The following is a 13,651-nucleotide window of genomic DNA, read 5'->3' on the forward strand; positions in this document are numbered from 1 at the left end:
TTTTTTTAACTTTCATCGAAAGAGTTAAGATGGATTTTGCGCAAATTCTGCCCCCTGATCGCACGAAGATTGAAGGTGGCACGTTCCAGTTTCATTGTCACCCTGGGGTAAGTTGTTATCTTTCGTGCTGTCAGAAGGTTGACATGCTGTTATTTCCTTATGATATCGTTTTGCTTAAGAATCATCTCAATCTTCATTCCGCTGTTTTTTTACGCAACTACACTCATATTTGTAAAGGGAGCCACCCTTTCTTCCCTGGACTTGAGTTAAACATGCGCCAGGATGATCTCTCGTGTCCTTTTCTTGGAGAAGTGGGATGTTCGGTTTACAAAAATCGTCCATCAGCTTGTCGCACTTATCCACTTGAACGTGGAGTTGAACATATAGGCAATAACCGTGAATTAAAAGTACATTATTTCATGACTCAGCATCCATATTGTAAAGGCCATTTTGAAGCACGACATTATTCCATCGATCAATGGGAACGTGATCAAATGCTCCATGAATGCAACCAATATAATGATTTTTGGGCTGAGCTTGATGCTTTTTTTGCTACCAATCCATGGGCAGGTGAGGGGACAACGGGTGCGATGCAACAGCTTGCTTTTATGGTATGCTACAATGTGGATGATTTTCGTTCCTATACAGAAAAGCACAATTTATTAAATAACTTTAAGCTGAACAAAGATGAACGTCGACGTATCCAGAAGGACGATGGTGCACTGCTCCGATTTGGATTCGATTGGCTTGAATACATTTTGGGTGGGCGGAAGAGAATTATAAAAAAATGATATTTTTTACTCCCTAAAATTTTTGAGGAGAAAGTTGGCTGGAGTAAGCTAAACTTGAAATTATTAACTTGGCGTGATAGTATAATCTGTTTTGTTATACTTGGGGCGAGGTTTTTTTTGCCTGTACCCTAAATACACACATCCCTTCGATAGCTCTTTGGTGTTCCATTCTTTCTTGGAATTGGCTTGCGGGATGGAGGAAAAACCAAAATAATACAGGAGATAAGTATGGCATCAGTCACAATGCGGCAAATGCTCGAGGCAGGCCTTCACTTTGGACATCAAACCAGGCGATGGAATCCCAAAATGAAACCCTACATTTATGGACCTCGGAATGGCATTTATATTGTCAATCTTGACATTACCATGAAATTGTTCAGAAAAGCTTACAGTTCCATGGTGGATGCCATTACCAATGGCGGAACGGTTCTTTTTGTCTGCACAAAACGGCAAGGGCAAGTCATTGTCAAGGAAGAAGCCGAACGTTGCGGCATGTATTTCATCAATCACCGATGGCTTGGTGGCATGTTGACCAACTTTCAAACAATTAAACATTCTGTCGATCGACTGAAAAAAATTGAGGCTATGCAAGCCGACGGATCGATCAACCGTTTTCCGAAGAAAGAAATTCTGCAGATGGAGAAAGAAAGAATCAAACTTGATCGGAATATCGGAGGCATCAAGAACATGCGGAGTCTACCGGATATTCTTTTTGTCGTTGATCCTAAAAAAGAAGACATTGGAGTCGGTGAGGCCAATAAACTCGGTATTCCGGTTATCGCGCTGACCGACACCAACTGCGACCCTGATGGTATTGATTTCGTTATTCCCGGGAATGATGATGCCATTCGCGCCATCAAGTTGATATCTTCCATGATGGCAGAAGCCGTCCTTGAAGGCAAGGCTCGTCGGGGCGAAGAAGCTGAGCCCAATGTCGATGACTTGGAAGCCGCCATGGTTGCAGGTGCGGGAGAGGAATTGGCGGCAAAAGTGGACGAAGAATAAGGGGTGTCGTTGCTTTGCGACGAAAACCGTTTTGGATTTGAACCGACAAAAAAAATATTTTTTTGTCGGTTCTTCCATGTGTTGCTGACTTCTTTATTGGTATTGAAAGGATCCAGTTTTCTGTAAAAAGGAGAGTATATCGTGACTATTACAAGCCAGATGGTGAAAGAGCTTCGGGACAAGACCAATGCCGGCATGATGGACTGCAAAAAAGCGTTGACTGAAACCTCAGGTGACATGGAAAAGGCTGTCGACTTCCTTCGGCAGAAGGGCTTGGCAGTTGCTGCCAAACGCGCAGGTCGGGAAACTAGAGAAGGTGTGGTGGAGGCCTATATCCATGCAGGTGGCAAGCTCGGCGTCATGGTGGAAGTCGGGTGTGAAACCGATTTCGTTGCCAAAACGGACGATTTCAAGGCGTTTGCCAAAAACGTTGCCATGCATATTGCTGCCGCCAACCCGGTTGCCGTCAATCGGGACGATGTGCCACCCGAAGTTCTCCAACGTGAGAAGGATATTTATGTCAACCAAGCCCTTGAGTCAGGTAAACCTCAGCAGATAGTTGAGAAGATGGTTGTTGGAAAAGTCGAAAAATATCTTGCCGAGATTTGTCTCATGGAACAAAAGTATGTAAAAAATGACCAACTGTCCGTTCAGGATTTATTGAACGAACTGGTGGCTAAAATGGGTGAGAATATTTCGATAAAAAAATTCGCCCGTTTTCAGATCGGTTGAGGTTTACGTTTCAGCGATTTGAGGAATCAAAGTACTTTTTATCCGTCGCCTCGATCAGGTTTCGGATGAGTCGCAGGGGGCGACAGGATGAAATTTAAACGAGTACTCTTGAAAATCAGCGGGGAAGCGCTGATGGGTGATAGAGCCTATGGCATAAGTACTGAGGTGATAAAGTTTTTATCGCAGGAAATACAGGCTCTGCACCATCTCAAAATCGAATTGGGCCTTGTTGTCGGAGCTGGCAATATTTTTCGCGGAGTTTCAGGAGCTGCCAGTGGCATGGATCGGAGTTCCGCGGACAATATGGGCATGTTGGGCACGGTGATGAATTCTCTGGCCGTGCAGGATGGACTCGAAAGCCAGGGGATTCCCGCCAAAGTTATGTCGGCCATCACTATGTTGAACGTGTGTGAACCGTATGAGCGGCTAAAGGCTCTTGAGCACTTGGAACAAAAAAGGATCGTTATCTTTGCGGCCGGAACTGGCAATCCCTATTTTACTACCGACACCGCCGCCGTCTTGCGAGCCCTGGAAATTAAGGCTGATGTAATTATGAAAGCCACCAGGGTTGACGGCGTTTACGACCGTGATCCGGAAAAAGAGGCGAATGCCGTCCGTTACCATACGCTCACTTATTCCACTGTACTGCGCGATGACCTCCGGATAATGGATGCCGCCGGGATTTCGCTTGCCCGAGACAATGATCTGCCTATTTTCGTTTTTGACATGACCAAGCCTGGGAACATCGTCAAGGCTGTCATGGGAGAAGACGTCGGTACGCTGATCACCAACTGAGAACATTCGTCTCGCTCATCTCTCAAACGGGCGACTGGTGTATTCTGGTTCCTATCATTGAGCTCAACATAAGGCTGTCCGAGGGTCCCATGACAAACGCAATCATTGATCAACTTAAAGAGAAAATGGCTTCGAGTATTGATGCTCTTAAACGGGAACTGGTGAAGATTAGGACCGGTCGGGCGTCACTTTCTCTGCTTGACGGTATTAAGGTGAATGCCTACGGATCTCAGATGCTCATGGACCAAGTGGGAACCATGACGATACCCGAGAATAACATGATTGCCATTAAGCCATGGGATCCACAACTTCTGCCTGCCATTGAGAAAGCGATCCTCGGTTCCGGATTAGGGCTGACTCCACAAAGTGATGGCAACGTCGTTCGCCTGACCATCCCACCGCTCACTGGTGAACGTCGGAAAGAACTGGTCAAACAGGTGAAAAAGATTGGTGAAGAGTATAAAGTCGCCATTCGCAATGTTCGTCGTGATACCAACGAGTCCTTGAAAAAATTGAAAAAAGACAAAGATATTTCCGAAGACGAAATGTTTCGTTTGCAGGAAGACGCGCAAAAGGTGACCGATGGTTATATCACCCAGGTCGACGATATCACCGGGGGGAAGGAAAAAGAAGTGATGGCGGTTTGATGCGCCCTCTTCTCTTCGGCAATCGTGGTTGAGCTCGATACAAATACGCCCGTTCCCCGCCATGTTGCCATCATCATGGACGGTAACGGACGCTGGGCTGAGGAACGGCACCGCCCGCGATTATTCGGACACAAGGCGGGCGTCGATTCCGTCCGGGAGATAGTCGAAACAGCGCGCGAAATCGGCGTTGAAGTGCTCACCCTCTACGCCTTTTCGACGGAGAACTGGAATCGGCCCTCCGGCGAAGTGAGCGGTTTGATGGGCTTGTTGAAAAGCTATCTCCAGTCGGAGTTGCGCACTATGGTGCGCAATGATATTCGTCTGCTTTGCCTTGGGCAGCAGGATCGCCTACCGGCGGATGTGCGAGCGATTCTTCAGCAGACCATCGATGACACTCGGGAGTGCCGGAGTATGACCTTAAATCTGGCCTTGAGTTACGGTGGCCGTAGTGAACTTGTGCTGGCATTTCAAGAAATAGCGAAAGAGTGTCAGGAGGGTGTCCTTGATTGGCGTACGCTTTCCGAAACCACCATCAGTGACCATCTGTTCACAGCCGGTCAGCCCGATCCGGATCTACTGATTCGCACCGGCGGCGAGCATCGCCTGTCCAACTTTCTCCTCTGGCAGGCCTCCTATGCCGAACTCTATTTCACCGAAACACGGTGGCCTGATTTCAAAAAAGCCCAATTCCTGGAAGCGATTAACATCTTCAACCACAGGCAGCGCAGATTCGGGAAGGTCGGGGCGCAACTGATTCGGGAAGGTCGGGGCGCAACTGATGGCGAGTAAAGAGCGATGAGCCGCGTCATCCCTGGAATTCTCATGGCTGGTGGTTGGCTGTTCCTGCTTTTTTGGGGGCCAGTCCACCTGTTTTGGGCCGTTATTGTCAGCGGAGCTTGTTTGGCACTCCATGAATTTTTCCGCATGGCCATGGCTTCGCTTCATGGTTGGCGTCTGTATGCAACGATTAGTTTCTGCCTTTTTCCGGTTCTAGCAGCCTTCTTCGGGCAAAGTGACGCAGTGCTCGCCGGGGTGATCGCTAGTTTGCTTGTCATGGTTGCGGTGGCGCTCCATGGGTACGGCGTCATCGACGATGTGCTCAAATACACCAGTTGCAGCGGTTTTGCCTGTGTCTATATCTCGCTCTGCCTAGCCCATATTGCCCTTATCCGTTTTCTCCCGCAAGGCGCGTTTTGGTTGACCATGCTCGTGGGAATTGTCGCCGGGTCGGATACCGGGGCTTATTATGCCGGGAGGGCTTTTGGGCAGCGAAAGCTATTCCCCCAGATCAGTCCGAAGAAGACCGTGGCCGGCGGAATCGGCGGGGTGGTTGCCGGTGTCGCCGCTGCCGAGGGGATCAATCTCTTTTTTCCCGCACAAGCCGATCCACTGATCCTTTTTATTGTGGCGATTCTATTGGTTACTATCGGGATCGCCGGTGATTTAACTGAATCGATGATCAAACGATCAGTTGGCGTTAAAGATTCGGGAACCATTCTCTTTGGTCACGGAGGCCTGCTTGACCGCATAGACAGTCTCCTGCTCACTGGTCCTGTTCTGTATTATCTGCTCCGTTTTGGGATTCTGTGATGAAGGCCCTTTCACTGCTTGGATCCACCGGTTCGATTGGTGAAAATGTTTTAGCGGTGGTTCGGCAGTTTCCCGGACAATTTCGAATTGTCGGGCTCTCGGCTGGTCGAAACGTTGATCTGCTGGCCAAACAGGTGCTGGAATTTAAACCGGAATGTGTATCCGTGGGGGATCCGGCTCTGGTTGAAACTTTATCGCAACTGCTTCCCCCTGCGTATCGTTCCCGGATTGTCTCTGGCTTGGAAGGCAACTGTCTGGTGGCATCATTGCCTTCAGCCAACATGGTGGTTTCTGCCGTGGTCGGGGCGGTCGGCCTGCTACCAGCACTCGCCGCCATTCGTGCTGGCAAAGATCTCGGGCTGGCCAACAAGGAAACTCTGGTCATGGCCGGTCGCCTGATTATGGAAGCGGTCCATGAGTACGGGGTGCGTCTGTTACCCATTGACTCAGAGCACAGCGCCATTTTTCAGGCGCTTGAAGCCGGCCGTAGGGAGGATGTGGCTCGAATTATTCTCACCGCTTCCGGCGGGCCCTTTCGCACCTGGACCTCTGATGCCTTGGCTGCCGCGACTTCGGACCAGGCGTTGGCCCATCCCAACTGGACCATGGGGCGGAAAATTTCTATCGATTCCGCCACGTTGATGAATAAAGGCTTAGAGGTGATCGAGGCTCGCTGGCTCTTTGACGTCAGTCCGGACCAGATTGAGGTTGTGGTGCACCCCCAATCGATTGTCCATTCCTTGGTCGAATACCAGGATGGTTCGGTGGTGGCCCAGTTGGGTATACCGGATATGCGGATCCCCATCGCCTATGCCCTTTCCTACCCGGAAAGACTTGAGTTGGGTTTGTCCCGTCTCAGCCTGGCGCAATGCGGCGGACTTACCTTTGAACAACCGGACCATCAACGCTTTCCCGCCTTGCAAATGGCATACGATGCCCTGGCCATGGGCGGCGTGAAGCCTGCGGCCCTCAATGCCGCCAACGAGGTTGCCGTGGAGGCCTTTCTTGCCGGCCGCATCGGTTTTACCCAGATTGCTGAAATAGTCGGCGCGGTTCTGACAAAGACCACACAAGCTGATGAGTTAGACCTGCAGGCTATTCTCGCTGCGGATCAGGAGGCACGGACCCTCGCAGAGCGAGAGATTGGTCTCGCCTGAGCACAAGCGCAACCACTGGCCGTAACCGCCTTATTTAATTCTTTTTCTACCTCTTTCTTTCAAATATCATGAATTCCGTCCTGTCTTTCATTCTTGTTCTCGGTGTTCTTATTTTTGTCCATGAACTTGGCCACTTTTTACTGGCCAAGGCCTTTGGCGTCAAAGTCCTCAAATTCTCCTTGGGATTTGGCAACAAGCTGATCGGTCGGCAATGGGGAGAGACCGAATACCTCATCAGTGCCTTTCCTCTCGGAGGATATGTCAAAATGTACGGCGAACAGCAGGGCGAGGAGGTCCGCCCGGAGGACGAGCACCGATCGTTTTCCCACAAGGCTGTTTGGCAGCGCTTTGGTATCGTTTTCGGCGGCCCCTTGTTCAATTTATTGTTTGCTATTGTCTTGTTTTTTTTCATATTCATCTTTGCGGGCATCCCCGAACCGGTGGATTCCACCAAAATCGGCGAGGTGACTGCTGGTTCCGTGGCCGATCAGGTGGGGATTAAGGCCGGCGACCTTGTCCGGTCCATCAACGGCACCCCCACCACTTCCTGGACCCACGTTTCCGAGAGTATCAAGGACAGTCGCGGACAGGAAGTGACGCTGGTTGTAGACCGTCTGGGACAGGAACTGACCATTACCGCCAAGCCGACCATGCAGAAGATGAAAAATCTTTTTGGCGAGGAGGTCGGTGAACGCTACATGCTGGGTATTGTCCGCAGCGACGACATCCGCTATAAAGACGCCACCATCGGCGCATCGTGCGAAGCAGCCTTGATTCAGACCTGGAATCTCAGTTACCTGACAGTTATGGGCATCGTCAAGATGATCCAGCGAGTCATCCCCGCCAGCGAACTGGGCGGGCCGATTCGCATAGCCGAACTGGCTGGCCAGCAGATGGAGGCCGGCTGGATGAACCTGCTTTATTTCATGGGACTGTTGAGCGTCAATCTCGGCATTCTCAACCTGCTGCCCGTGCCGGTGCTCGATGGCGGCCATCTGGTGTTTCTCTCGTTTGAAGCTGTTCGTCGCCGTCCCTTGAGTGACCGGACCATGGAAATCAGCCAGAAGGTTGGCATCGCCATTCTCGGCACCCTGATGGTTTTCGTTTTTTATAATGATATCGTTCGATTGGTCAAAAGATGGCTGGTGTCCTGATCCTGGCCATTGAGACGGCGACCGGCTGTGGTGGTGTCGCCCTGACTCGAGGTGTCGGCGAATCGGGAAAACTGCTGGCCGAATACACCTTGCAGCCGGAGGTTACCCACTCGCGGCGCTTGTTGGGATCGGTCGCCGCCATGATGGCAGCGACCGACATCGATTGGAGCGAACTGGCCGCTGTGGCCGTCAGCCAGGGGCCGGGTTCGTTTACCGGGCTGCGCATCGGCATGGCGGCTGCGAAAGGGATTGCCATGGCAGCGGGTACCCCTTTATTGGCTGTTCCCACCCTTGACGGTCTGGCATTGCAGACGACAACGACCGACCTGCCGATCTGCTGTCTGCTCGATGCACGAAAACAACAAGTGTATGCTGCGTTTTACCGGTACGAGGCGGAGCGCTGTCGCCGGACCAGCCCTTTCCTTGTCTTGGGGCCGGAAGAACTTGCGCACCATATAGACGAGCCGACCCTGGTGATCGGCCCCGGCGTCCAAGCGTGTCAGTCCCTTTTCGCCGCGCATCCGCTTATCCGATCCAACCCCTCTGGCTTTCTTCATCCTCGGGCAGCGGCGATCGGTTTTTGCGGCGCTCGGCAGTTAGCAGAGGAGGCTGCCAACGAGGCTGAGGAAATTGTCCCTCTCTATGTCCGTGCCTCCGAGGCGGAGCTCAGTCTGCGCGGTATGGACGGGAGGGTGCGAGGAGCGTGATGATCACACGGAAAACAACCCGCCAAATTCATGTAGGTTCGGTGGCCATTGGCGGCGGCGCGCCCATTGCCGTTCAGTCGATGACCAATACGCTTACCGACGATGTCGAGGCCACGGTCCGGCAGATTCATGAGTTGGAGCGCGCCGGATGCGAAATTATCCGGGTAGCGGTGCCGGACATGGCGGCGGCTCATGCTCTTACCGCAATCAGAGAGCAGATTGCCATTCCCTTGATTGCCGATATCCATTTTGATGCCCGTTTGGCAGTGGCGTCTATGGAGCACGGCGCCCAAGGAATTCGCATCAACCCCGGTAATCTCGGGGGACCTGAGAAACTGGCCCGGGTGGTGGCCGCTGCCAAGCTGCACCAGGTGCCGATCCGGGTGGGCGTCAACTCCGGTTCCATCGAAAAAGGGTTGCTCACTCAGTATGGGTATCCCACTCCAGAGCGGCCGGACGCCCTGATCGAAAGTGCACTCGGTAATGTCCGCCTGCTTGAGGCGCACGGCTTTTTCGACATCAAGATCTCGATTAAATCCTCGGACACCCTCACCACCATCGCCGGCTATCGTCAGCTTGCGCGCACGACCGAGTATCCCTTGCATCTTGGGGTCACCGAGGCGGGCGGGCTCATCGCCGGGACGGTCAAGTCGAGCGTGGCCTTAGGCATTTTGCTGGCCGAGGGGATCGGCGATACCTTCAGAATATCACTGACCCGCGATCCGGTGGAAGAGATTCGGGTCGGGTTTGAACTGCTCCGCTCGCTGCGCATCCGGGAACGGGGGCCGGAGTTGATCTCCTGCCCCACCTGCGGCCGGACCCGAATTGATCTTTTTTCGCTGGCGGAAAAGGTAGAGCGACACCTGCAAACCATGCAATCTTCCCTCAAGGTCGCGGTCATGGGCTGTGTGGTCAATGGACCAGGCGAGGCCAGGGAGGCCGATATCGGCATCGCCGGCGGCCACGGGGTCGGGATTATTTTTAAAAAAGGCGAAATATACAAGAAGGTTGCGGAAGCAGAATTGCTGCCCGTCTTTCTTGAGGAACTGGATAAACTGGAAGCCGAAAGAAAAGCAGGGACTTGAATACGCCAAGCGGCCACGCGCCGCCGGCCCTGTTTTCAAGCGAATGGAGATTGACTATGCGTTATTCACAGATGTTGTTGCCCACCACCAAGGAAACCCCATCGGAAGCCGAGGTCGTTAGCCATCAGCTCCTGGTCCGGGGCGGGTTCATCCGCAAACTGACCTCGGGAATGTACACCTATCTGCCCATGGGTTTTCTTGCGCTGCAAAGGGTGACCGAGATCGTCCGTCAGGAGATGAATCGCGCCGGCGCCCAGGAAATTCTTATGCCCATGGTGCAGCCAGGTGACTTATGGCAGGAATCAGGGCGGTGGAAGAAGTACGGGCCGGAGCTACTTCGCTTCCAGGACCGGCATGATCGCGATTACTGTCTCGGACCGACCCATGAAGAGGTGGTAACCGATATTGCCCGCCGCGAGTTGCAATCCTACCGGCAGTTGCCGATCAATCTCTACCAGATCCAGACCAAGTTCCGTGACGAGATCCGACCGCGTTTCGGTCTGATGCGGGGCCGGGAATTCGTCATGAAGGACGCCTATTCCTTTGATGTCGACGACGCCGGCGCCAGTCGCAGTTACGAGATTATGCGTCAGGCCTACTACCGCATTTTCGAGCGCTGCGGCCTGGAGTTCCGGGCGGTGGAGGCAGACAGCGGTGCCATCGGCGGCTCATTTTCCCATGAGTTCATGGTTCTGGCCGAGACCGGTGAGGACACTTTGGTGATCTGCAACTCCTGCAGCTATGCGGCCAATGTCGAGAAAGCAGCTCTTACCCTGGAGGACGTGACGACCTCGGCAGTCACCCTGGAAGAAATGGTCAAGGTGGCTACACCGGGTATGAAAAAGGTCGACAAGGTGGCTGAGTTTCTCAAGGTCGGTCCTGCTGATGTGATCAAGACCATGTTCTATCTCGCCGACGGCGCTCCAGTAGCCGCGTTGGTCCGTGGAGACCGCGAGGTGCAGTCGGTCAAGTTGAAAAATCTGCTGGGTGCCGCCGATGTTGAGGTTATGGACGAGGAACAGGTCTGGCAGCAACTCCGCCTGCCCGTCGGTTATCTCGGACCGGTTGGACTGGAGCTGAGGATCGTGGCGGATCAGGAAGTGATGCAACTGGTCAACGCGGTGGCCGGGGCCAACGAGAAAGGGACGCACCTCACCGGTGTCAATCCGGGACGCGATTTCACGCCCTATGTGGTCGGCGACCTGCGGCAGATCACGGTCGATGATCGCTGCCCTGCCTGTGGCGGTAGTCTGCGGCTGAAAGAGGGGATCGAGGTCGGGCACATCTTCAAGCTTGGCACCAACTATTCCGAGGCCATGAAGGCCACCTTCCAGGACAGTGACGGCCAGGAGAAGCCCTTTGTCATGGGCTGCTACGGCATCGGCGTTAGCCGGGTAGTGGCGGCGGCCATTGAACAGAACCACGACGCCAAGGGCATTATCTTCCCGGTGCCGTTGGCTCCCTTCCAGGTCATTCTCCTCAATCTCGGTCCTAAAGATGAGACGTACAACCAGGCTTCGGAAAGACTGTATAGCGAATTGCGGGTTCAGGGCGTTGATGTCCTCTACGATGACCGCGATGAACGGCCCGGTTCCAAGTTCAACGACGCCGATCTTCTTGGTATCCCGTACCGGCTGACCGTAGGCAAGACCTTTGAAAAGGAAGGCAAGGTGGAGTTGCGTTCCCGCAAAACCGGAGAGACCCAAGTTCTCGATCTGGATGGGGCCGTTGATCATATTGCCGGGCTTGTCCGGCAGGCCCTTTCCTGATTTTCCGGAAGTCACTTCTCTTGGACTGCGGACAATAACGATGTCAGACATTAAGCCCCTTCTTTCCCTGGCCTCGGCGTATCTCCACGAGGTCGACCTGACCCCGTTAACCAAGGCCTACGAGTTCATCAGCGAGCGACATGCCGGTCAACACTATGTGACCGGCGAACCCTATGTCGATCATCTCCTGGCTGTGGCCTCGAGCCTCGCCTCGATGAAACTCGACCTGGAGACTATTGTCGCTGGCCTGCTCCATGGCGTGATCAAGGAAAACGTTGCCACTCTGGATGAGCTGAAGAAACAATTCGGCGAATCCGTTGCCAATATTGTCAACGGCGCTACCCGGATCACCAATGTCCGCTACAATTCGCACCTGGCCCATGAGGCGGAAAATATCCGCAAACTCCTCCTGGCCATGGGGGCGGACATCCGCGTCCTCCTGGTCAAGCTGGCCGACCGCCTGCAGGACATGCTCAATCTCGACGCTGTCGACGAGGAAGAACGGCGCTCCAAGGCCCGGGAGACCATGGATCTCTATGCTCCTCTAGCCAGTCGCATCGGTATCGAATGGCTCAAGCGTGAATTGGAGGATCTGTCTTTCAAGTATCTCTTGCCGGTTGAGTATGCCGACCTGAGCGCCCATCTTGAGAGTACCCTAGCCCAACGCCAAGCCTATGTCGACGAGGTCCTGGAGATCCTCCATTCCAAGCTCAGGGCTAACAAAATCGAGCCATTGCGCATCATCGGCCGGCCCAAACACATCTATTCGATCTACAAGAAGCTGGTCGCCCAGAAAATCCCTCTGGAGCGAGTCTATGATAAGGTCGCCTTCCGCATTGTTGTCCGCACGGTCAAGGAATGCTATCAGGCCCTGGGCATTGTCCATGCCGACTGGACACCGGTTCCGGGCCGGATCAAGGATTGGATCAGTGCGCCGAAATCAAACAATTACCAGTCGCTGCACACCACAGTCGCGGGCCCGCACGGGCATTTTATCGAAATTCAGATTCGTACCCAAGAGATGGACCGGATCGCCCAGGAGGGCGTGGCCGCTCATTGGGCCTACAAGGAAGGGCAGAAGGTCACCAGCGGCGACGCCCGTCTGTTCAAAGATCTGAAGCGGCTGGTCCAGTCCCTCCAGGAAGTCGAGGATCCGAGCGAGTTCATGGAATCGGTGCGGGGCGAACTGTTCAAACCCGATGTCTTTGCCCTGACTCCCACTGGCGAGGTGCGCGAGTTACCCCGGGGGAGTACGCCGATCGATTTTGCCTACGCCATCCACACTGCTGTTGGCGACACCTGCGTCGGGGCCAAGGTTAATGGTCAGATCGTCCAGCTCAAACATGAATTGCAAAGCGGCGATATTGTCGAGATACTGACGCAAAAGAATCAGCATCCCCGCCGTGCCTGGCTGCAACTGGTCAAAACCAGCAGGGCCCGCACTCGGATCCGCCACTATCTGCGACGGGAGGAGAAGGAACGATCCCTCAAGCTTGGCCGCGAGATCTGCGAACGGGAGTTGAAAAAATACGATGTCAACCTGCGCGGTTTGCTGAAGAGCGGCCATTTACGCCTACTGCTCAAACAGCTCAACTGTAACTCCCTTGAGGACATGCTGATCCGGGTGGGGAACAGTTCCCTCACCATTCCGTATCTGGTACGAACCCTGCAGCCCGAGGAATTCCGCGAAGCTGAGGAAAAACGGCGGATGACGGAGATGGTTGAGCGGGCGCAGCGGGCCGCTGAGGGCAACCGGGTCAGCGTACGCAGGCGCAGCGTCATCGACATCGACGGCGTTGACGGCATGTTGGTCAAGGTCAGCCAGTGTTGCCGGCCGGTTCCCGGTGATGCCATCCTGGGTTTTATCACCACCGGTTCTGGCATCTCGGTTCATAAAGCTGAGTGCCCCAATCTGGCGGCCACCGACCCAACCCGCTGGCTGGAGGTCGCCTGGTCCGGCTCGCCGCAGGCCACCCACCGGGCGTCGCTGCAGATCCGGGCGGAAAACCGCAAGAGTCTGCTGGCTGAAATCAGCTCCACCATCAGTGCCGACGATGCCGATATCGTCGAATTGAACGCCCGTACGACGGTGGAAAATATTGCTGAGCTCGATGTCCTGCTTGATGTGGTCAATCTCAAACACCTGCAGATCCTGCAGCAGCATCTCCTCCAGATGCCCGAGGTGATCGAGGTCCGCCGCCGGTAGCGCGGCCGGATGG

13 protein-coding genes are annotated in these 13,651 nt (G+C 53.8%); all 13 read left to right on the forward strand.

The genetic code is table 11. The features are described 5' to 3' along the window. Nucleotides 1-29: 29 nt before the first annotated feature. The 13 genes from ACHZCX_RS15780 to ACHZCX_RS15840 all read left to right on the forward strand — a co-directional run bounded on the left by ACHZCX_RS15780 (nt 30) and on the right by ACHZCX_RS15840 (nt 13,638). Nucleotides 30-791 carry a YkgJ family cysteine cluster protein gene (locus tag ACHZCX_RS15780; RefSeq protein ID WP_319588154.1) on the forward strand — a complete coding sequence of 254 codons (762 nt, stop codon included), beginning with the start codon at nt 30-32 and terminating at the stop codon, nt 789-791. Nucleotides 792-1,019: 228 nt separating this feature from the next. Next, nucleotides 1,020-1,796 carry a 30S ribosomal protein S2 gene (gene rpsB, locus ACHZCX_RS15785; RefSeq protein ID WP_319588740.1) on the forward strand — a complete coding sequence of 259 codons (777 nt, stop codon included), beginning with the start codon at nt 1,020-1,022 and terminating at the stop codon, nt 1,794-1,796. A 141-nt stretch (nt 1,797-1,937) separates the two neighbouring features. Continuing rightward, on the forward strand, nt 1,938-2,528 hold the full coding sequence (tsf, locus tag ACHZCX_RS15790; RefSeq protein WP_319588155.1) for a translation elongation factor Ts: 591 nt from the start codon (nt 1,938-1,940) through the stop codon (nt 2,526-2,528). A gap of 87 nt (nt 2,529-2,615) precedes the next feature. Continuing rightward, the gene (gene pyrH / locus ACHZCX_RS15795; protein ID WP_319588156.1) at nt 2,616-3,323 is read left to right on the forward strand and encodes a UMP kinase; all 708 of its coding nucleotides are present in this window, start codon (nt 2,616-2,618) and stop codon (nt 3,321-3,323) included. An 89-nt stretch (nt 3,324-3,412) separates the two neighbouring features. Next, the gene (gene frr / locus ACHZCX_RS15800; protein ID WP_319588157.1) at nt 3,413-3,970 is read left to right on the forward strand and encodes a ribosome recycling factor; all 558 of its coding nucleotides are present in this window, start codon (nt 3,413-3,415) and stop codon (nt 3,968-3,970) included. Between the two features lie 24 nt (nt 3,971-3,994). After that, nucleotides 3,995-4,759: an isoprenyl transferase gene (locus ACHZCX_RS15805; protein WP_319588158.1), complete on the forward strand. Its 765-nt coding sequence runs from the start codon at nt 3,995-3,997 to the stop codon at nt 4,757-4,759. Nucleotides 4,760-4,765: 6 nt separating this feature from the next. Further along, nucleotides 4,766-5,560, forward strand: coding sequence for a phosphatidate cytidylyltransferase (locus ACHZCX_RS15810; RefSeq protein WP_319588159.1), 795 nt, complete (start codon nt 4,766-4,768; stop codon nt 5,558-5,560). After that, on the forward strand, nt 5,560-6,717 hold the full coding sequence (locus ACHZCX_RS15815; protein ID WP_324292489.1) for a 1-deoxy-D-xylulose-5-phosphate reductoisomerase: 1,158 nt from the start codon (nt 5,560-5,562) through the stop codon (nt 6,715-6,717). Before ACHZCX_RS15810 ends, ACHZCX_RS15815 begins: the two co-directional genes overlap by 1 nt. A 68-nt stretch (nt 6,718-6,785) precedes the next feature. After that, nucleotides 6,786-7,871, forward strand: a complete 1,086-nt coding sequence (gene rseP, locus ACHZCX_RS15820) for an RIP metalloprotease RseP (RefSeq protein ID WP_319588161.1) — start codon at nt 6,786-6,788, stop codon at nt 7,869-7,871. Next, a complete protein-coding gene (gene tsaB, locus ACHZCX_RS15825) occupies nt 7,856-8,578 on the forward strand; it encodes a tRNA (adenosine(37)-N6)-threonylcarbamoyltransferase complex dimerization subunit type 1 TsaB (RefSeq protein WP_319588162.1) in 723 nt (240 codons plus the stop codon). The genes rseP and tsaB overlap by 16 nt, the downstream gene beginning before the upstream one ends. Beyond that, nucleotides 8,578-9,663, forward strand: a complete 1,086-nt coding sequence (gene ispG, locus ACHZCX_RS15830; RefSeq protein WP_319588163.1) for a flavodoxin-dependent (E)-4-hydroxy-3-methylbut-2-enyl-diphosphate synthase — start codon at nt 8,578-8,580, stop codon at nt 9,661-9,663. Before tsaB ends, ispG begins: the two co-directional genes overlap by 1 nt. A 56-nt stretch (nt 9,664-9,719) precedes the next feature. Further along, a complete protein-coding gene (locus ACHZCX_RS15835; protein WP_319588164.1) occupies nt 9,720-11,432 on the forward strand; it encodes a proline--tRNA ligase in 1,713 nt (570 codons plus the stop codon). 40 nt (nt 11,433-11,472) lie between these two features. Next, on the forward strand, nt 11,473-13,638 hold the full coding sequence (locus ACHZCX_RS15840) for a bifunctional (p)ppGpp synthetase/guanosine-3',5'-bis(diphosphate) 3'-pyrophosphohydrolase (protein WP_319588165.1): 2,166 nt from the start codon (nt 11,473-11,475) through the stop codon (nt 13,636-13,638). Nucleotides 13,639-13,651 lie beyond the last annotated feature (13 nt).

The organism is uncultured Desulfobulbus sp. (assembly GCF_963662935.2).
In the GTDB taxonomy this organism is placed as follows: Bacteria; Desulfobacterota; Desulfobulbia; order Desulfobulbales; family Desulfobulbaceae; genus Desulfobulbus.

What these genes read in the sequence shown, in the direction of transcription:
- ACHZCX_RS15780 (WP_319588154.1), top strand. Translation starts at nt 30, where the DNA reads ATGGATTTTGCGCAAATTCTGCCCCCTGATCGCACGAAGATTGAAGGT.
- rpsB (WP_319588740.1), top strand. Translation starts at nt 1,020, where the DNA reads ATGGCATCAGTCACAATGCGGCAAATGCTCGAGGCAGGCCTTCACTTT.
- pyrH (WP_319588156.1), top strand. Translation starts at nt 2,616, where the DNA reads ATGAAATTTAAACGAGTACTCTTGAAAATCAGCGGGGAAGCGCTGATG.
- frr (WP_319588157.1), top strand. Translation starts at nt 3,413, where the DNA reads ATGACAAACGCAATCATTGATCAACTTAAAGAGAAAATGGCTTCGAGT.
- ACHZCX_RS15810 (WP_319588159.1), top strand. Translation starts at nt 4,766, where the DNA reads ATGAGCCGCGTCATCCCTGGAATTCTCATGGCTGGTGGTTGGCTGTTC.
- ACHZCX_RS15815 (WP_324292489.1), top strand. Translation starts at nt 5,560, where the DNA reads ATGAAGGCCCTTTCACTGCTTGGATCCACCGGTTCGATTGGTGAAAAT.
- rseP (WP_319588161.1), top strand. Translation starts at nt 6,786, where the DNA reads ATGAATTCCGTCCTGTCTTTCATTCTTGTTCTCGGTGTTCTTATTTTT.
- tsaB (WP_319588162.1), top strand. Translation starts at nt 7,856, where the DNA reads ATGGCTGGTGTCCTGATCCTGGCCATTGAGACGGCGACCGGCTGTGGT.
- ispG (WP_319588163.1), top strand. Translation starts at nt 8,578, where the DNA reads ATGATCACACGGAAAACAACCCGCCAAATTCATGTAGGTTCGGTGGCC.
- ACHZCX_RS15835 (WP_319588164.1), top strand. Translation starts at nt 9,720, where the DNA reads ATGCGTTATTCACAGATGTTGTTGCCCACCACCAAGGAAACCCCATCG.
- ACHZCX_RS15840 (WP_319588165.1), top strand. Translation starts at nt 11,473, where the DNA reads ATGTCAGACATTAAGCCCCTTCTTTCCCTGGCCTCGGCGTATCTCCAC.